The sequence below is a fragment of the Nocardia sp. NPDC050412 genome, assembly GCF_044458825.1.
Taxonomy (GTDB): domain Bacteria; phylum Actinomycetota; class Actinomycetes; order Mycobacteriales; family Mycobacteriaceae; genus Nocardia.
Map to the genome: position 1 here is coordinate 339,617 of NZ_JBITIJ010000003.1, position 16,831 is coordinate 356,447.

Genomic DNA, 16,831 nt, shown 5'->3' on the forward strand with positions numbered 1-16,831 from the left:
GGTGGTGGCGGACAGCGGTTGTCGCGCGGCGGCCGCGATGTGGTGATGTGGGAGCACTGATGTCGGGACAGCGCGTCCTGGAGGTTGCCGATCCGGCCGAGCGGGAGAATCTGGCGACTTTTCTGAGCCGGGCCATTCGACTGGACCCCGCGGCGGTGGTGCGTATGCGCCGCCGCGGGGAACGGTATGTATCCGCGTGGGTGGCAACGGGTTTCGAGGCGCTCGCGGTGCGTACCGTGGTCGCCGAACTCGGCGTCGACGATGTCACCGTCGGCGCCGATCTGGTGCTGGCCGGTTTGCCGTCCGGGAGTCCGATTGATCTCGGCTACTCGATGGATTCGGCTTGGCGCGGTGCGCTGCCGCCGGATGCCGGCTTCGAACACGTCGATGATGTGCCCGCGCGCACCCTCGTCGAACTCGCCGAACAGGGTGTGGCGCTGGCCAAGGAGCACGGCAGTAATCACGGCCCACCCGCCTCCCTGCTGGACCAGACGGTGCTCACGGTATCCGCGGCCGAGGTTCGGGTGCAGGTTCCGATGCGCGTCGTATTCGCCCTGACCGCAATGGATTTCATTCCACACTCCGGTGACAAGGCCGACTCCCGCCGCATCCCGCCCGCCGAAATCGTCCGGGTCCGCGCCACCAGAACCTGGCTCCGGTTGGATGCCCGCTACGGCTCCGTGGCGCGCCGCCTAGGCGGCGGAATCCCCCTTACTCCCAGCTGACCGACCATCGACCTGTGGTGTCCACGCCAGGCAGCGCTATCCCGCTCGCCTGCTCGGGTTTTCGGGATCCCGTCGTGTGGAGCAGCCTAAAAGGGGTGTGCCGCACCCGTTGTAGCGGCTACACACCGTGTGTATCGGAGTGCAGCCACTACCCGAGTTAGGTGATGCCGACTAAACGCAGCAGAGCGGTCGTACCTGCCGCGGCAAGAATGACCACCAGCATCGGTTGGTTGCGCCATGCCAGGAGGCCGCCGACCAAAACCCCTGCGGGCAGGGCGAATCCGAGGTTGCCGGAGCCTATGGGCACAGTGGTGATGGCGACCATCGCCGCGAGCAGGACGACCGCGCCGATCTCCAGCAGTTTTGTTGCTCGCGCTGGGAACCGGATGCGGTTGCGCAGTGCCGGGCCCGATGAACGGAAGGCATATGTTCCGGCGGACAGCGCGAACATGGCCACCAGCAAGACCGGAGTACTCACGGCTGCGCCTCCGCAATCCTCGGTCCGGTCGGATGTGCTCCGCCGATGAATCGCTTGCTCATGCCGCCTGCGTTTCTTCAGATTCGGCCTTGCCGTCGCCTTCCCTCGAGATAGCGAAGAACAGCCCCGAAAGCGCAACCAGCACAGGCATTCCTGCGGGGAGGAACGGAGCACTCGCCACGGCCGCGATCGCTCCGATCAAAGCCGCGCGCAAAGTGCCACGCGCTCGCAAGGCAGGCATGATCAGCGATAACAACACCGCCGGGAACACCGCATCCAACCCGATCGCACCGGTATCGGGCACCATCGTCCCGATCAGCGCACCGATCGCCGCACCGCCGGGCCACGCAACGAGCACACCCAACCCGCTCACCCAATACGCGGCCCGCCGACGCGCCACATTGGGTTGGGCCAGTGCCAGTGCGACGGATTCGTCGTTCATCACATGCACGCCGATACGCCGCCGCCATCCGGTACCGACCACATCGGGCACCGACAGGCCATACGGCAGATGCCGCGCATTGACCAGCAGTCCGGCCAGTACCGCCGCGATCGGGCTGCCACCGGCGGCCATGATCCCGATGAACAGGAATTCCGCGCCTCCCGCGAGCACCACGATCCCGAGCACAATCGGTACCCACAGTGGAAAACCCGAGGTGACAGCGGTCGCGCCGTAGGAAACACCGATCAGCCCTACCGCGAGCAGTACCGCCGCGATCCCGGAGAGTGTGTCCCGATCGAGTGTTCGCCATATCGAACGCATGTAGCTTATAGTGAACATGGCGGGACGATTCGTCAATATGGTTCTCTGTTGGGCGGTCAGCTGTACTCACCGACCCCGGCCGGCTTCCCCGGCCTGCCATCCCTCTAGTCGACGGGAGCGGAAATGGAGCAGAGTCCGACGACGCCACAGGCGGTGATCGCCGCTGCCCTGCGCCGCGAGCGCACCCGCGCCGGGCTATCGCTCACCGAGGTCGCCAACCGGGCGGGTGTGGCTAAATCCACACTGTCCCAACTGGAATCCGGTACCGGTAATCCGAGCCTGGAGACCTTGTGGGCGCTGTGCGTCGCCCTGGACATTCCCTTCTCGCGGCTGCTCGACCCGCCACGCCCGACCGTTCAGGTGGTCCGCGCAGGGGAGGGCCCGGTGGTCGCAGCCGCGGAGTCCGAGTACCGCGCCACGCTGTTGGCAGCCGGTCCGGCCAACTCGCGCCGCGATCTGTTCCGAATCACGGCCGAACCCGGTCATGCCCGCAAATCCGATCCGCATATCCCGGGCGTGATCGAGCATGTACTGCTAGCCACCGGTCGCGCCCTCATCGGTCCGATCGACGCGCCCGTCGAACTCGGCCCAGGCGACTACATCTCCTACCCGGGCGATGCCCCGCACGTCTTCGAGGCGCTCGCCCCTGATACATGGGCAGCGTTAGTCGTCGAATACACCTAGCCGGAACCTCGTCGCACGATCCTCGACGCTCAACGACGCGCTCGGCGCCATGCTCGCCACCGGTCAGGGTGTCGCGCTCGCAGCCGACAGCCGCAGCGCGGTCCTCGGTTCGCTCAGCCCTTCGGCCACGGCTGCGACGCACCCGCTGATGCGCAGCGATGGACTCTCTGCGGATGCGAAGAACATGCGCGGCAGGAAAATGAATCCCGCCCGAGCTGACGACGGAACCACTCCGGGCAAGGGACTAGGCCGCACCCTCACCGAGATACTGCAACCACACCGGATCCAGCTCGGTGGTCGTGGACAACAGCCGCCAATGCGGCCCCTTCGGCGATACCAGTGGCGAACGCAACGTCCACCCCAGTTCGCTGAGCAGCTTGTCGGCCTTGCGGTGATTGCACGGCGCGCAGCTCGCGACGCAGTTCTCCCAGGAATGTTCGCCGCCGCGGCTGCGCGGGATGACGTGGTCGATGGTCTCTGCCTTGCCACCGCAATAGCCGCAGCGGTAGCGGTCGCGGTGCATGAGGGCGGCGCGGGTCATCGGGACGCGCGCCCGATAGGGCACATGCACATAGCTGCGCAGCCGGATGACAGAGGGAATCGTGACGGCGGATTCGGCGGAATGCACCACCGAACCCTCGGCGTCGTGGTGGACGGTGTCGGCTTTATCGCAGATGAGAAGAACGACGGCCCGGCGCGCGGACAAGGCGGTGAGCGGCTCGTAGGTGGCATTCAGAAGCAACACCCGGCGCTTCAACCAGTTGGCGGCGTCGTTCTGGACCTGCGTGAGGTGTGGAATGTGGTGAGCAAGCTCACCGGTGCGATGGGCACCCGGATGGTGGTCGGACAAGATGTGCAGCGGAGTAGCCCCCGACCCACGATTGTGGACGTCGGCGGGCTGGAGTTGTCGGTGCGTCCTGGCCTCATGTGATCGGCCGTGCCGCTGCTTCATGGTGACCCCGGTTTCTTCGTAATCAAGATCATGTGGTATCTCGGCAGAGACTGCCACCCAGTTGACCATGGAACGCCTGCTATTGCACGGTGATTTCGCACAATGTCGGATGAACTGTGGTTGAAGGGCAGCCCGTTTGTGACGCGGGCACAATGGACGGCGGGCCGTAGCGATCGCTTGCGGGTCGCTCGAAAGGATCAGTAGCGATCGCTTGCGGGTCGCTCGAAACAACACAGCCTGGCCCCGATCGAGAGGATTCGATGACTTCCGGCGAGCAGACAGCCACGTCGTTCTACGAGGCGATCGGCGGGGCGGAGACGTTCCAGCGAATCGTCGCGGCGTTCTATCGCGAGGTGGCCGACGATGAGGTGCTGCGCCCGCTGTATCCGGAGCAGGACCTCGGTCCGGCCGAGCGGCGCCTGCGCATGTTCCTGGAGCAGTACTGGGGCGGGCCGCGCACCTACTCCGACGAACGCGGGCACCCGCGGCTGCGGATGCGGCATATGCCGTTCAAAATCGGTCCGGTGGAGCGCGACGCATGGCTGCGCTGCATGCACATCGGCGTGGCGGAAATCGAACCGGAAATTCTGGACGATGAACATCGCAAGGCGTTGCTCGACTATTTGGAGATGGCGGCAAATTCGCTGATGAATGCGGCTTGGTGAGATGCTTTCGTCCAGTTCGGGGTCAGGACCAGGGTTTCGGCTCATGTTGTGCAACGCTGAAAATTTGCCGAATGTCGCAGAACACAGTTGAGCCTGGGCGAATTTACCGAAAATCTTTGGCACTATTGCGGATGTGACTGATACACCTACCGCGCCGGCGTCGGTGGATCGCACCGCCCAACCTTGGTGGCGGTCGGCCGTGTTCTACCAGGTCTATCCGAGATCCTTCGCGGACTCCGACGGTGACGGGATCGGCGATCTCGGCGGAGTTCGCGAGAAGCTCGGCTACCTCGAACTACTCGGGGTGGACGCGCTCTGGATCTGTCCGGTGATGCGTTCGCCGATGGCCGACGGCGGCTACGACGTCGCCGATCCGCGCGATATCGACGCGCTGTTCGGTGGCATGGCGGCGATGGACGAGTTGATCGCCGAGGCGCACGACCGCAATCTCAGGGTCACCATGGACCTGGTGCCGAACCACACCAGTGACCAGCATCCGTGGTTCGTCGCGGCGCTGGCCGCCGCGCCCGGCAGCCACGAACGTGAGCGCTACATCTTCCGCGACGGCCGCGGTCCCGACGGCGCCGCGCCGCCGAACAATTGGCCGAGCATCTTCGGCGGACCTGCCTGGACGCGCGTCACCGAGCCCGACGGAACCCCGGGCCAGTGGTACCTGCACATCTTCGCGCGTGAGCAACCCGATCTGAACTGGCAGAATCCCGAGGTCGCCGCGGATTTCGAGCAGACGCTGCGGTTCTGGCTCGACCGCGGCATCGACGGCTTCCGCCTCGATGTCGCACACGGCATGGCCAAACCGGACGGCCTGCCCGATATGGAGCGCGTCGAGACCAAGATGCTCGTGCACGATGACAGCGATCCGCGCTTCAACAATCCCAATGTGCACGAGATCCACCGCCGCATCCGCAAGGTGCTCGACGAGTATCCGAACGCGGTCTCGATCGGTGAGGTGTGGGTCGACGACAACACCCGCTTCGGCGAGTACGTCCGACCGGACGAACTGCACTTGGCCTTCAACTTCCGCCTCGCCGAAGCGGAATTCCACGCCGACACAGTGCGGGCGGCCATCGACAATTCGCTCGCGGCCGTCGCGCCGGTGGGCGCCTCGCCCACCTGGACCCTGTCCAACCACGACATCGAGCGCGAGGTCACCCGATACGGCGATGGTCCGGTCGGGGTCGCGCGGGCCCGGGCGATGATGCTGGTGGAGTTGGCGCTGCCCGGTGCGGTCTTCATCTACAACGGTGCCGAACTCGGACTGCCGAATGTGGACGATCTGCCGGAGGCGGTGCTGCAGGATCCGGTCTGGGAGCGCTCCGGACATACCGAGCGCGGACGCGACGGCTGCCGGGTCCCGATTCCGTGGGAGGGTGCGGCGCCACCGTTCGGCTTCACCACGGCCGCGCAGTCCTGGCTGCCGATACCGCCGGAGTGGGCGTCGTCGTCGGTCGAGGCACAGTTGGAGGCGCTGGGCTCCACGCTGTCGCTGTACCGCTTGGCAATCGAATTACGCGGTGTCCGACCGGAATTCGCGGGACCGCGGATCGAGTGGTACGGCAGTCCGGCGGGTTGTCTCGCCTTCCGGCGACCGGGTGGACTGGTCTGCGTACTGAATACCTCGCCCGAGCCGATCCCGCTGCCACCGGGTGATGTGCTGCTCGCCAGCGCCCCACCGGTGAACGGACAATTGCCCGCGAATGCCGCCGCCTGGCTGGTGTGAACGAGCGCAGCGAGCCGACGGAAGTCACAGCCTGCATCGCGCACGACGGAGCCGATCGCCAGCGAGGCACAGTCGTGCGCGGACAACACGAGTCCGACCAGAACGCGAACTACTACAGAGGATCGTCTACCGTAAGTCCCGTGAGTGAGCGAAGCGAGCGAACCATGTGCCAGCGCGCCATGCGTATGACGGAGCCGAGCGTCAGCGAGGCGCAGTCATGAGCGTTCTCGAGACAGTGCTGATCTTCCTCGGCATCCCGCTGGTGATCTACGGCGCGATCGCCGGATTGTCGTTTCTCGGCAAGCCACTGCCCGGCGAGAAGCCGGTCCACTTCGACCTCGGTCAGAAGTGGACCCAGCCTGCCGTGCTGTGGAGTGCTACCGACGAGGTGACCGGATCGGGCCACCACGCTGACTCGTCGCATGGGCACCATGTGGCAATCGAATCCGCCGAGGTGGAGCTGATCGGAGGCCGGGCAAGTGGCAAGTTCTAATTGGCCTGCGGTAATCGAATCCGAACTGCCGCACGGTTCGGTGATCACCAGCAGCGGTCGCGTCTCTGGTGTGCACGAGGCCGGCGCGGTGTTCAAGGAAGCCCCGTTCAGCGATGACGAGCGGCTCACGATGGACAACGTACTCACCGAGGCGACGCGCGCGACCAAGGTGCGCTTCAACATCTACATCGGCGATCTCGGGGCGGATCCGGCCGCCGGTGCAGACGCGGTCTTCCCCACGACCCCCGAGGCCGCGCATTCGGTGCTCATCGCGGTTTCGCCCAATGACAAGGCCATCGAGGTGCGCTCCGGCCGCGAGGTCGCCGATCGCGCCAATGACCGCGTCTGCCAGCTCGGCGTCACCGCCGCACTGAGCTCGTTCCGGCAGGGCGAGCTCATCGACGGTCTGGTCTCCGCGGTTCGCGTGATGGCCGCGGCCATCGGTCGCTGATTCAGTAGTTGTATTCCGCGTGCTCTGGCGCGTTCACCGATGAGGTGGACGCGCCAGTTGCGTTTCGGCTGTCGAAACGTGAAAGGGGCGTGCGCACTGGATGGCACGCCCCGTCTCAGTGTCGCGAGGGCATTCAGTTCTGGGCATCGAAGGCGCGGGTGCGCAGCGAGCGTTCGATACCCGCCTTGCCCTCGCTCACCAGGCGGCGCAGGGCCGGCGGATGGTCATCGGCGAGGAATTTGTCCGCCGCCGCGACCGCTTCCTCGCTGATCGCCCAGGCCGGGTAGAGCCCGACGACCACGGTCTGTGCGACCTCGCTGGAGCGGCGCTCCCAGACGCCGGGAACATCGGCGAAATAGCGCTCCACGTACGGCGTCAGCAGCTCACCCTGGCCATTGGGCGCGAAGCCGCCGACGATCGAGCGGGCGGTGATATTCGGGACCGAATCGTCGGACATCACCGTCGTCCAGGCCTGCTCCTTCACCTCGGCGATCGGACGGGCCGTCGCTGCGGCCGCGGCATGGCGCTTACCGGCGGCGGTCGGATCGTTGGACAACTCTTGATCGATCGTGGGCGTGGCCAGACCGTCGACGTCGATCTCACCGCCCGCGGCCAGCGCGGTGACGAGCCGCCAGCGCAGATCGGTATCGACGATCAGACCGGGGAGGCCGACCTTAGCCGGATCGCCGTCGAGCAGTTCACGTAGCACCTCGGTATGCCAGGCCGACAGCTTGGCGCCGGTCAGCGCGTTGACGAAGGCGAGTTGGTGGTCCGAACCCGCCACGGCCTCGCGGGCGAGCTCCAGCACCCGGTTGGCGTATTCGGGCCAGCCCGTGATGGCGGCCCATTCCGGATCGGCGTAGCTGCCGATCGCGGTGTTCGCCTGCATCAGGAGTCGTTGCACCACACCGATTTCGGATTCGGCGCCGATGCCGCGCTGGACCAGAGCGACGAAATCGCGGGCCCGCAATTCGGCCTGCCTGGTCATCTCCCAGGCGGCAGACCAGGCCAGCGTGCGAGGGAGCGGTTCGGCGATATCGGCGATGCGGTTCACCAGCACGTCGAGCGAGTCGGCATCCAGGCGCACCGAGCAGTAGGTGAGGTCGTCATCGTTGACCAGCACGAACTTGCCGCGTGGCACACCGACGAGTTCGGGGACGTCGGTGCGCTCGGCGGCAGCGAGATCGAGCTCGACGCGCTTGGTGCGCACCAGCTTTCCGTCCTGGTCGTCGTAGACGCCGACGGCGAGGCGATGGACGCGACGTTCGCCCGCCCCGGGTGCGGCGCCCTCCTGTACCACGGCGAACGAGGTGAACTTGCCCTCGGCGTCGACCTCGAAATCCGGGCGCAGGATATTCAGGCCGGTGGTCTTGAGCCACTGCGCGCCCCAGCCGGACAGATCACGGCCAGAGGACTGCTCCAGCGCCGAGAGCAGATCGTCGAAAGTGGCATTGCCGTAGGCGTGTTCGGTGAAGTAGGCGCGCAGACCGGCGAGGAACGGCTCCAGACCGACATAAGCGACGAGCTGTTTGAGCACGGAAGCGCCCTTGGCATAGGTGATTCCGTCGAAGTTGACTTCCACCGCGTGCAGGTCCGGGATGTCTGCGGCAATGGGATGGGTGGAGGGCAGCTGGTCCTGCCGGTAGGCCCAGGACTTCTCCACATTCGCGAAAGTGGTCCAGGCACTTGTGTATTCGGTTGCTTCGGACTGGCACAGCACCGAGGCGAAGGTCGCGAACGACTCGTTCAACCACAGGTCGTCCCACCACTTCATGGTGACCAGATCGCCGAACCACATATGCGCCATCTCGTGCAGTACGGTCTCGGCGCGTCGCTCGTAGGAGGCGCGGGTCACCTTGGACCGGAAGACGTAGTCCTCCAAGAACGTAACGGCACCGGCGTTCTCCATCGCGCCCGCATTGAACTCCGGGACGAACAGCTGGTCGTACTTGCCGAAGGCATACGGCACACCGAAGTTGTTGTGGTAGAAGCCGAATCCCTGCTTGGTCTCGGTGAACAGGCGCTCCGCGTCCATGTGCTCGGCGAGCGAGGCGCGGCAGTAGATGCCGAGCGGAACTGTGCCGTGATCGTCGGTGTAGGCGTCGGTCCATTCCGCGTACGGGCCCGCGATGAGCGCGACCAGATAGGTGCTCATCCGCGGGGTGGTACGGAACAGGTGCTTGCCGGGATCGGCGATGAGCGTATCGACCGCGGCTGCGTTCGAGATGACCTTCCAGCTCGGTGCGGCGGTGACGCTGATATCGAAGGTGGCCTTGAGATCCGGCTGATCGAAGCAGGCGAACATCCGCTTGGCATCGGCGGTTTCGAACTGCGAGTACAGGTAGACCGAGTCATCGGTGGGGTCGACGAAGCGGTGCAGGCCTTCGCCGGTATTGGAGTATTCGCAGTCGGCCTCGACGACGAGTTCGTTGCGCTCGGCCAACCCGGTGAGGGTGATGCCCTTGGCTTCGTCGTAGTCGGCGATGTCGATCGGCGTGCCGTTGAGCACGGCGGAGCGGACCCCGCGGGCAACGATATCGATGAACGTGCTCGCACCCGCGGACGCGGTGAAAGTGACCGTGCTGCGGGAGAAGAAGGTCTGCTCGCCCGGCTGCCCCGCCCCGTCGGTCAGGTCGAGCTCGATGCGATAGTTCTCGACCTGCACTGTCGAGGCGCGTTCGATCGCCTGGTCGCGAGTCAGGTTCGGTGCGGACATTGGACTCCTTCGTGGTTCGAAGAACATGCACGGGCGGCCCCCGGCGGGCACAGCACTCACCACAATGCCACCTCGGTAAGGTTGCCCGCGCGGGACTTTTTCCCATAAACCCTATCGACCAGGATCGGAGCTGCGACGTGAAGCACATCCACGCCGGAAAGGTGCGCGACCTCTACGAGGACGGCGACACGCTGCTGCTCGTGGCGTCGGACCGGGTATCGGTCTACGACGTGGTGCTGCCGACGCCGATCCCGGATAAGGGCGCACTGTTGACCCAGCTGTCGAACTGGTGGTTCGAATACTTCACCGATGTGCCCAACCATGTGGTCTCCGCGACCGATGTGCCCGCGGAATTCGCCGGTCGCGGCATCCGCGTCAAGCCGCTGAAGATGCTGCAGGTCGAATGCATCGCGCGCGGCTATCTGACCGGGTCGGGGCTGAAGGAGTACGAGCGCACCGGGACGGTTTCCGGCGTCGCACTGCCGCCCGGACTGCGCGATGGCGACATACTGCCCGAGCCGATCTTCACTCCGACCAGCAAGGCCTCCGAAGGGCACGACGAGCCCATCACCTTTGCGGATGTGGTGAATCAGGAGGGCCGCGAGGTCGCTGAGCAGTTGCGCGAGCTGACCTTGCGGATCTACACCCGCGGTGCCGCGCACGCCGCAGTGCGCGGTGTCATCGTCGCCGACACCAAGGTCGAATTCGGTTGGGACGGTGACGTTCTCACCCTCGGCGACGAGGTACTGACCTCTGACTCCTCGCGCTTCTGGCCCGGCGCCGAATGGGAACCGGGGCGTCCGCAGCGCTCCTTCGACAAGCAGTTCGTCCGCGATTGGTCCACCTCCACGGGCTGGAACAAGGAGTACCCGGGGCCAGAGGTCCCCGCCGAAATCGTCGATGCCACTCGGCAGAAGTACATCGAGGCATACGAACTCATCACGGGGCAGAGTTGGGGCGGAGAGTCCCGCTGATCATCAGGGCGACTCGGGCCGGCTCGCTAGCTACCCGGCACTGCGTCTCGATGTCGTTTGCAACCCGTTGTGGGGCCACCACTTTCAGGCGGTATTGCCGATGACCGGACTGCGGCCCTGTCCTCGGTCATCGCTGACGACCAGTTGCTAACGGCCGAGCCCGAGCAGCAGTTCGCTGAGTTCGGCCGGCATGGTGATCATGCAGTCGTGGCCGGTCGGCAACTCCCACACCTGCGCAGCGGAACCGTTGGGCTGGATCGAGGCAACGGGTCGCCGGGTGATGCCCTCCGGCGTTGCGCCGACGCAGTGGATGTGCGTGCGCGGGATCGCGTTCACGAACGGGTTGTCCAAGCGGACCGGTTGCTGCAGGCAACGCACCGGCTGATCTGAGAGCATCGTGCGCAGCCAGGCGATGTCGGCCGGGTCGGTGACACCGAACAGGCCGAAAGGTGACGGTTGCTCGGGCAGCGGGGGAATGCGCCAGCCGCTGCCCGAGCTTGCGGCGAGGTCGATCAGGCGCTGGCTTATGGGTTGGACGTCGATCGCGGTCTCGCCGTCCTCCGGGACCATCGCGTCGAGATACACCAGGTGCGCGATCCGGTCCGGAATCTGGTTGGCCGCCGACGAGATGACCAATCCCGCATAGCTGTGCCCCACGAGGACGACGTCGGTGAGGTCCTTTTCTTTGATCAGCTCGATGACGTCGGCGACGTGGGTGTCGAGCCCCACTTCGGGGCCCAGTAGATGCGCCTTGTCGCCGTAGCCGGTCAGCGAGGGCGCGTGCACCTGATGCCCGGCCGATTCCAGCAGCGGTACCACTCGCTGCCAGCACAGGCCGCTGTGCCAGGCGCCGTGGACCAGCAGAAATACAGACATGATCGTCCTTTTCGATGTGCGGTAGTGCACCGACATTGGTGGTTACTTTTCTTGCCTCGGTACACTTTAGGAACCACAATCAGTGTGGTGCGCGCGATATAGATCGCGCAATAAGGCACATTTCGGTGCCCCGGTTCCTGGGAGGTAACCATGACCGCCACAGCGGGCGAGCCGCCACAGAGCCACGACGATGCGTGCCGAACACGGGAAGTGCTGGACATCGTCGGGGACAAGTGGTCACTGCTGGTCGTGCGACATCTCAGCCAGGGACCACGCCGGTTTACCGAACTCAAGCGCGCCATCGACGGCATAAGCCAGCGCATGCTCACCGTCACCCTGCGCGCCCTGGAACGCGACGGCATCCTGACCCGGACCGTGCGCAACGTCATGCCGCCCCACGTCAGTTACGAACTCACCCCGATGGGCACGAGTCTCCGCGCAGCGGCCCTACCCCTGTTGGAGTGGAGCATTACGCACCTGGCACACATCGACGCCGCCCGTGCCGAATACGACACACGCGCCGACGCCACGTCCACCTAGGAGTCTGCTGAATGACCGTGTGCTGTCCCCGGTCAATCTGCGGGCCGACCGGGACAAACGTGTGGTGCAGGGTAAGAGCGGTGTGGATCCGGAGCTGATGGATGCTGCGGCGTTGGTCGGTCGAGTCCCTTTCTCGAAGGGGCGAGAAAGCGCTGCCGGGACTGTGACGACCATCACAGACCTCGCCGTGTCGAGAACATTGCGCCAGCTCCGTCCCAGGGGCACGAGCGGCCACGACGGGGCCGCGTAGCACAGGAGGAACGATGATCTATCGGATGGATCACATCGGCGTTGTGGTCGAGGATCTCGCGGCTGCTATCGCGTTCTTCGTGGAATTGGGCCTGGAACTGGAGGGCGAGGCAGCAGTCGGGGGTGAATGGGCGGATCAGCTCCTCGGGTTGGACGGCGTTCGAGCGGATATCGCCGTCGTGCGGACCCCGGATGGCCACGGCCGGGTCGAGCTGTCGACGTTCCATACGCCGGTGGCCACCAGCACTGCACCGAGGGCGCCGGTGAACACCCCGGGCATCCCTCGACTCACGTTCGTCGTCGACGCTGTCGAGGACGTCCTCGACCGTCTGCGCGCCCACGGCGCCGAACTCGTGGGCGCGGTGGCACGGTACGGGGACATCTACCGGTACTGCTACGTCCGCGGCCCCGAGGGCATCATCGTCGGGCTGGTCGAGGAGCTCAACTGAAGTAGATCGCCAGTCAGCATGTTCCGTACCAGAATTCCGTTCCAGGAAGGACTTTCCGTCATGGCTGTCGCCGATGACCTTGACCACGCCACCGACTCGCAGTGGGACTGGGTCGCTGAGCAGACTCGTACGTATCTGGCCTCGGGTGGCACCGAGGGACACGAGTCGAACGGCGTCTACACGCTCGTGCTCGCCACGACCGGACGCAGGTCCGGCATTCCGCGCCGCACGTGCCTGATCTACGGCACCGCAGGCGAGGACTTCGTCGTCGTCGCCTCCAAAGGTGGTGCCGACGAGGATCCGGCGTGGTACAAGAACCTCCAAGCGGACCCGAGCGTCGGAGTGCAGGTCGGCGGCCGTCGGTTCACCGCTCGCGCCCGGGTCGCGTCCACGGCCGAACGTGCGCCCCTCTGGCTCCAGATGGCGCGCATTTTCCCGCTGTACGACGAGTACGCACAGAAGACCGACCGCGAAATCCCGATCGTCCTGCTCACTCCGCAGGACTGACCCGGCGACTGCCGTGAATGCCTTTCGATCAGACTGTGGAACTCTCGTGTTTCGCAATCGCGCTGCGGCATCTGCCAGGCCAGGCGGATGGTGCGAATTTGTTCGGGGTGAGTGGGTGCCGGTGTTCGGTGGGCAAGGGTCGGTCAGGCGAGGTGTTCGGCCAGCCGGGTGAGGTAGGGTCGCTGACCTGCGCCCAGTTTGTCGTGCGCGGTGGCGAGGTCGAACCATTCGACGCGGTCGATTTCCGGGAAGGTGGCGAGGCGACCGGATTTGGGCGGCCACTCCATTTCGAAGGTGCCGGGGACAACGGCGGATGGGTCCAGATCGCCCTCGACGGCCCAGACGGTGAGGTTCTTGCTGGATTTGCCGCTGCCGTAGCGGACCTCGCCCAACGGCACCCGCTCGCCCTCGGGCACCGGCAGCCCGAGTTCCTCGAGGAACTCACGCGCCGCGGCCACCTCGGCACTCTCGTATTCCGGCTCGTACTCACCTTTCGGGATCGACCACGCCCCCGCATCCTTACGCGCCCAGAACGGCCCACCCATATGCCCGATCAGCACCTCGGTATCACCGGCGGTCCGACGGAACAACAGAATCCCAGCACTGAATTTGCCTGCCACACCGAGCAGTCTGCCGCCTAGCGCCGCCCTGGCGCGTACAAGACACGGCGGATCCAGCAGTCCTGGGGAACATCGAGCATGGCAGGACAAGCGATCACGTGGAGTCCCTTTGGTACAGATGGATCTTGTGGTGAGCCCCATCTACCAGGGACTCCACGGCCATATCCAGCATCCAATCGATTCGTCACCCAAGGACTTCCGTGACGGCACGCGAAACCCGTTGCTACATTGCTGAGATCACCTTAGTGCGAGGGTGAATTCTGTCCCGCTTCGCGATGTCGATGCGGCACAGTCAAATCGCATTCCGATGACCGGGACGGCAACGCGCGAATCCTCTCCGGGGATCGGGTTTCGCTCGACCTCTTCCGCCTTTCGGACCACCGCCTTCGCTAGCGATTGCCAGCAGTACATTGCCGCGGCACGCACGCAACGTCACTGGAGATGGCGCTCTAGCCAATGCCTTTGGCGGGGCTGTCGTCGCAAACAACCGGGGTCTTCGCGCCCTGCTGCTAGAAGAGGAGAAGAAATGTCCGTAGAAAATCGCGGTCGGTTCCGGGCCGGAGCGGGTGGGCGGAAGCGGTCCGGCATACTGTGCGCCGCTGTGGCGTTCAGTGCGGCGACAATGCTCGGTACCATCGGTATCCCGACCGCCAACGCAGAGTCATCGGGCCCGCTTCCCTCGTGCTATTCGCAACCTGCCGTCTCGGCGCCCGGCATCGAGGCGGTCCAGCAGCTCAAGCAAGACTATTTCCATGCCATCGATACCAAGAACTGGTCCGACCTGAGCACACACCTCGCGCCTGACGTCATAGTGGACACCACCGGCAGCGGCGGCCCCATCTTTCCCGACAGGGATTCGTTCATCGCCTTCCTGAAACTCACGCTCGGTAGCGCTACTACACACCACCAAGGCTACGACCCGCAAATCAAGATGACGTCCGCGACGACTGCCGCGGGTGTGTGGACGATGGATGACGTACTTGTCTGGGGCAATACGTTCGGGGTGCACGGTTACGGCCACTACTGGGAGTGCTATACAAACACCGACGGCCACTGGGTGGAGCAATATTCCAAGCTCACCCGTACCCGTATTGATCTGATCAACCCCGACGGCACGGTGATCGAGGCGGACGCTCCGCTCGATGAGGTCGTTCAGAAATTCCACGAAGCTACCGGGCTCTAGTGAGGTGATTTCACCGACTTTCAGTCGGTTCGGCGGTTTTCGAAATAGGTGAGGTCGAATGCGGCTACTGGACCAGCCACTGTCAGTCTGTCGTCGTGCCGGCGTCCAGACGGAGGTGGGCGGCGCGGAGGGTCAGGTAGTCGCGTTCGGGGGTACTGGTGGTGTGGTTGGCGGCGGAGGTGTAGCAGGTGATGGCGGCGGCGAAATCGCTTGCCATTTCGTATAGATGCCCGCGGACGGCGTCGAGGCGGTGGTTGCCCGCGAGTTGGTCTTCGAGGGTGTCGGCGAGTTCGAGTCCGGCGGCGGGGCCGTGCACCATGGCGGTGGCGACGGCGCGGTTGAGGGTGACCATCGGGTTCTTCGAGATGCGTTCGATCATGTTGTACAGGGCCAGGATTCGACGCCAGTCGGTGTCCTCGGCACGCAGCGCCTGCGCGTGCAGTACGGCGATCGTGGCCTGGATCTGGTAGGGGCCGGTGAGGCCCGAGGCGAGGGTGCTGGTCGTCAAGGTGATGCCCTCGGTGATCAGCTTGCGGTCCCACAGTGCGCGGTTCTGTTCGGCGAGCGGAATCAATTCACCGTGCGCTCCGGTGCGTGCGGCGCGCCGGGAGTCGGTGAGCAACATGAGCGCGAGCAGCCCGGTGACTTCGGTGTCGTCGGGCAGCAGTCGATGGATCGACTTGGTCAGGCGGATCGCCTCGTTCGAGAGGTCGGTCCGCTGTAGGTCGGGTCCCGCTGTGGTGGTGTGCCCCTCGTTGAAGATCAGGTACAGCACATGCAGCACCGCATCGAGCCGCTCATGCCATTGCGCATCACCGGGCCGGGCGAACGGGCGGTCGAGGGTGGCCAGTTTCTTCTTCGCACGCGTAATCCGTTGCGCCATGGTCGCTTCCGGCAGCAGGAAGGCATTGGCGATCTCTGCTGTGCCGAGCCCGCCGACCGCACGCAATGTCAGCGCGATGGCACTAGCGGAGGACAGGGCCGGATGGCAGCAGAGGAAGAACATGGCAAGCGTATCGTCACGATCGACGGCCTCGGCATCGGGCACATCGCGCTCGAAAACCGTTGTCTCCCTATGTCGCCGGGCCACCTCGGCGCGCACCACATCGGCCATTCGCCGCTGCGCGACCTGGGTCAACCACGCTCGCGGATTATCCGGCAACCCATCGGCGGGCCATTGGGTCGCCGCCGCGAGCATCGCCTCCTGTAGCGCGTCCTCGGCGGTGTCGAAATCGCCGAATCGGCGTACCAACGTGCCGAGGACCTGCGGCGCGAGTTCGCGCAACAGTTCCTCGATGGGCAGCGCTTCGTGCATGGGTAACTATTGTTCGGTCGCCGGGGCACCCATCACCGCGCGCACCTCGATGTACTCACCGATCGGCTTACCGCCGGGGCCGGGGCCCGCCGAAGCCTGTGCGGCGATCTCCAGCGCACGTTCCGGACTTTCCACATCGACAAGCCAATATCCGGCCAGGAATTCCTTGGTCTCCGGGAACGGTCCATCGGTGACAACCGGCGCCGATCGTCCGTCCGAACTGACCAGTCGTGCCTCGTCCGGCCCGGCCAGGCCCTGCGCATCGACCAGTTCACCGGTCTTGGCCAGCTCCGCGCCGAGCGCCCGCTGGAAGTCTATATGCGCCTTGATCTCCTCCGGCGTCCACTCGGTGATCGGGACGTCGCAGCTGGCGGCGGGCCCATAGGTCTTGAGCAGCATGTACTTCATTTCCGGTCTCCTAGCCTGCGGTGCGCCCGAGCGGCGCGCTCGCGA

Annotated in this window: 19 protein-coding genes; 11 read left to right on the forward strand and 8 right to left on the reverse strand. The window is 65.2% G+C overall.

Features of this window, described 5'->3' with window-relative positions; genetic code table 11:
• The first annotated feature begins 59 nt into the window (after positions 1 to 59).
• A complete protein-coding gene (locus ACIBI6_RS09450; RefSeq protein WP_396955747.1) occupies positions 60 to 725 on the forward strand; it encodes a hypothetical protein in 666 nt (221 codons plus the stop codon).
• A gap of 157 nt (positions 726 to 882) precedes the next feature.
• On the opposite strand, the gene ACIBI6_RS09455 is transcribed toward ACIBI6_RS09450, so the two are convergent.
• Positions 883 to 1,203: an AzlD domain-containing protein gene (locus ACIBI6_RS09455; protein WP_364338886.1), complete on the reverse strand. Its 321-nt coding sequence runs from the start codon at positions 1,201 to 1,203 to the stop codon at positions 883 to 885.
• A 58-nt stretch (positions 1,204 to 1,261) separates the two neighbouring features.
• Positions 1,262 to 1,966: an AzlC family ABC transporter permease gene (locus tag ACIBI6_RS09460; RefSeq protein ID WP_364338888.1), complete on the reverse strand. Its 705-nt coding sequence runs from the start codon at positions 1,964 to 1,966 to the stop codon at positions 1,262 to 1,264.
• A gap of 123 nt (positions 1,967 to 2,089) precedes the next feature.
• Between ACIBI6_RS09460 and ACIBI6_RS09465 the strand changes: the two genes are divergently transcribed.
• Positions 2,090 to 2,650, forward strand: coding sequence for an XRE family transcriptional regulator (locus ACIBI6_RS09465; RefSeq protein ID WP_364338890.1), 561 nt, complete (start codon positions 2,090 to 2,092; stop codon positions 2,648 to 2,650).
• 244 nt (positions 2,651 to 2,894) lie between these two features.
• On the opposite strand, the gene ACIBI6_RS09470 is transcribed toward ACIBI6_RS09465, so the two are convergent.
• A complete protein-coding gene (locus ACIBI6_RS09470) occupies positions 2,895 to 3,602 on the reverse strand; it encodes an HNH endonuclease (RefSeq protein ID WP_364339754.1) in 708 nt (235 codons plus the stop codon).
• Positions 3,603 to 3,862: 260 nt separating this feature from the next.
• Here ACIBI6_RS09470 and ACIBI6_RS09475 point away from each other — a divergent pair, with 260 nt between their 5' ends.
• From ACIBI6_RS09475 to ACIBI6_RS09490, 4 genes are all read left to right on the forward strand, one after another.
• Positions 3,863 to 4,267: a globin gene (locus ACIBI6_RS09475; protein WP_364338892.1), complete on the forward strand. Its 405-nt coding sequence runs from the start codon at positions 3,863 to 3,865 to the stop codon at positions 4,265 to 4,267.
• A 133-nt stretch (positions 4,268 to 4,400) separates the two neighbouring features.
• Positions 4,401 to 6,005, forward strand: coding sequence for a glycoside hydrolase family 13 protein (locus ACIBI6_RS09480; protein WP_396955748.1), 1,605 nt, complete (start codon positions 4,401 to 4,403; stop codon positions 6,003 to 6,005).
• A 217-nt stretch (positions 6,006 to 6,222) separates the two neighbouring features.
• Entirely contained in the window at positions 6,223 to 6,498 is a 276-nt protein-coding gene (locus ACIBI6_RS09485) for a hypothetical protein (RefSeq protein WP_364338894.1), read from the forward strand.
• On the forward strand, positions 6,485 to 6,949 hold the full coding sequence (locus ACIBI6_RS09490; RefSeq protein WP_364338896.1) for a DUF5130 domain-containing protein: 465 nt from the start codon (positions 6,485 to 6,487) through the stop codon (positions 6,947 to 6,949). The genes ACIBI6_RS09485 and ACIBI6_RS09490 overlap by 14 nt, the downstream gene beginning before the upstream one ends.
• A gap of 133 nt (positions 6,950 to 7,082) precedes the next feature.
• On the opposite strand, the gene pepN is transcribed toward ACIBI6_RS09490, so the two are convergent.
• On the reverse strand, positions 7,083 to 9,665 hold the full coding sequence (pepN, locus tag ACIBI6_RS09495; RefSeq protein WP_364338898.1) for an aminopeptidase N: 2,583 nt from the start codon (positions 9,663 to 9,665) through the stop codon (positions 7,083 to 7,085).
• 137 nt (positions 9,666 to 9,802) lie between these two features.
• Between pepN and ACIBI6_RS09500 the strand changes: the two genes are divergently transcribed.
• A complete protein-coding gene (locus ACIBI6_RS09500) occupies positions 9,803 to 10,639 on the forward strand; it encodes a phosphoribosylaminoimidazolesuccinocarboxamide synthase (protein WP_364338900.1) in 837 nt (278 codons plus the stop codon).
• Between the two features lie 147 nt (positions 10,640 to 10,786).
• Here ACIBI6_RS09500 and ACIBI6_RS09505 read toward each other — a convergent pair whose 3' ends face one another.
• Positions 10,787 to 11,515, reverse strand: coding sequence for an alpha/beta hydrolase family protein (locus tag ACIBI6_RS09505; protein WP_364338902.1), 729 nt, complete (start codon positions 11,513 to 11,515; stop codon positions 10,787 to 10,789).
• Positions 11,516 to 11,665: 150 nt separating this feature from the next.
• Between ACIBI6_RS09505 and ACIBI6_RS09510 the strand changes: the two genes are divergently transcribed.
• The 3 genes from ACIBI6_RS09510 to ACIBI6_RS09520 all read left to right on the forward strand — a co-directional run bounded on the left by ACIBI6_RS09510 (position 11,666) and on the right by ACIBI6_RS09520 (position 13,260).
• Positions 11,666 to 12,055, forward strand: a complete 390-nt coding sequence (locus ACIBI6_RS09510) for a helix-turn-helix domain-containing protein (RefSeq protein WP_364338904.1) — start codon at positions 11,666 to 11,668, stop codon at positions 12,053 to 12,055.
• Between the two features lie 263 nt (positions 12,056 to 12,318).
• Positions 12,319 to 12,753 carry a VOC family protein gene (locus ACIBI6_RS09515; protein WP_364338906.1) on the forward strand — a complete coding sequence of 145 codons (435 nt, stop codon included), beginning with the start codon at positions 12,319 to 12,321 and terminating at the stop codon, positions 12,751 to 12,753.
• A 60-nt stretch (positions 12,754 to 12,813) separates the two neighbouring features.
• Positions 12,814 to 13,260 carry a nitroreductase family deazaflavin-dependent oxidoreductase gene (locus ACIBI6_RS09520; protein WP_364338909.1) on the forward strand — a complete coding sequence of 149 codons (447 nt, stop codon included), beginning with the start codon at positions 12,814 to 12,816 and terminating at the stop codon, positions 13,258 to 13,260.
• Positions 13,261 to 13,403: 143 nt separating this feature from the next.
• Here the strand turns inward: ACIBI6_RS09520 and ACIBI6_RS09525 are convergent, their stop codons facing one another.
• Positions 13,404 to 13,880: an NUDIX domain-containing protein gene (locus tag ACIBI6_RS09525; protein WP_364338911.1), complete on the reverse strand. Its 477-nt coding sequence runs from the start codon at positions 13,878 to 13,880 to the stop codon at positions 13,404 to 13,406.
• Positions 13,881 to 14,481: 601 nt separating this feature from the next.
• Here ACIBI6_RS09525 and ACIBI6_RS09530 point away from each other — a divergent pair.
• Positions 14,482 to 15,063, forward strand: coding sequence for a nuclear transport factor 2 family protein (locus tag ACIBI6_RS09530; protein WP_364338913.1), 582 nt, complete (start codon positions 14,482 to 14,484; stop codon positions 15,061 to 15,063).
• An 82-nt stretch (positions 15,064 to 15,145) separates the two neighbouring features.
• Here ACIBI6_RS09530 and ACIBI6_RS09535 read toward each other — a convergent pair whose 3' ends face one another.
• The gene (locus ACIBI6_RS09535) at positions 15,146 to 16,378 is read right to left on the reverse strand and encodes a DUF6596 domain-containing protein (RefSeq protein ID WP_364338915.1); all 1,233 of its coding nucleotides are present in this window, start codon (positions 16,376 to 16,378) and stop codon (positions 15,146 to 15,148) included.
• Between the two features lie 6 nt (positions 16,379 to 16,384).
• A complete protein-coding gene (locus ACIBI6_RS09540; protein ID WP_364338917.1) occupies positions 16,385 to 16,786 on the reverse strand; it encodes a YciI family protein in 402 nt (133 codons plus the stop codon).
• Positions 16,787 to 16,831 lie beyond the last annotated feature (45 nt).

Bases quoted from the DNA above. Each gene is read 5' to 3' on its own strand.
- ACIBI6_RS09515 (WP_364338906.1), top strand. From the start codon at position 12,319: ATGATCTATCGGATGGATCACATCGGCGTTGTGGTCGAGGATCTCGCG.
- ACIBI6_RS09505 (WP_364338902.1), bottom strand. From the start codon at position 11,515: ATGTCTGTATTTCTGCTGGTCCACGGCGCCTGGCACAGCGGCCTGTGC.
- ACIBI6_RS09485 (WP_364338894.1), top strand. From the start codon at position 6,223: ATGAGCGTTCTCGAGACAGTGCTGATCTTCCTCGGCATCCCGCTGGTG.
- ACIBI6_RS09465 (WP_364338890.1), top strand. From the start codon at position 2,090: ATGGAGCAGAGTCCGACGACGCCACAGGCGGTGATCGCCGCTGCCCTG.
- ACIBI6_RS09520 (WP_364338909.1), top strand. From the start codon at position 12,814: ATGGCTGTCGCCGATGACCTTGACCACGCCACCGACTCGCAGTGGGAC.
- pepN (WP_364338898.1), bottom strand. From the start codon at position 9,665: ATGTCCGCACCGAACCTGACTCGCGACCAGGCGATCGAACGCGCCTCG.
- ACIBI6_RS09535 (WP_364338915.1), bottom strand. From the start codon at position 16,378: ATGCACGAAGCGCTGCCCATCGAGGAACTGTTGCGCGAACTCGCGCCG.
- ACIBI6_RS09475 (WP_364338892.1), top strand. From the start codon at position 3,863: ATGACTTCCGGCGAGCAGACAGCCACGTCGTTCTACGAGGCGATCGGC.
- ACIBI6_RS09470 (WP_364339754.1), bottom strand. From the start codon at position 3,602: ATGAAGCAGCGGCACGGCCGATCACATGAGGCCAGGACGCACCGACAA.
- ACIBI6_RS09450 (WP_396955747.1), top strand. From the start codon at position 60: ATGTCGGGACAGCGCGTCCTGGAGGTTGCCGATCCGGCCGAGCGGGAG.
- ACIBI6_RS09540 (WP_364338917.1), bottom strand. From the start codon at position 16,786: ATGAAGTACATGCTGCTCAAGACCTATGGGCCCGCCGCCAGCTGCGAC.
- ACIBI6_RS09510 (WP_364338904.1), top strand. From the start codon at position 11,666: ATGACCGCCACAGCGGGCGAGCCGCCACAGAGCCACGACGATGCGTGC.
- ACIBI6_RS09460 (WP_364338888.1), bottom strand. From the start codon at position 1,966: ATGCGTTCGATATGGCGAACACTCGATCGGGACACACTCTCCGGGATC.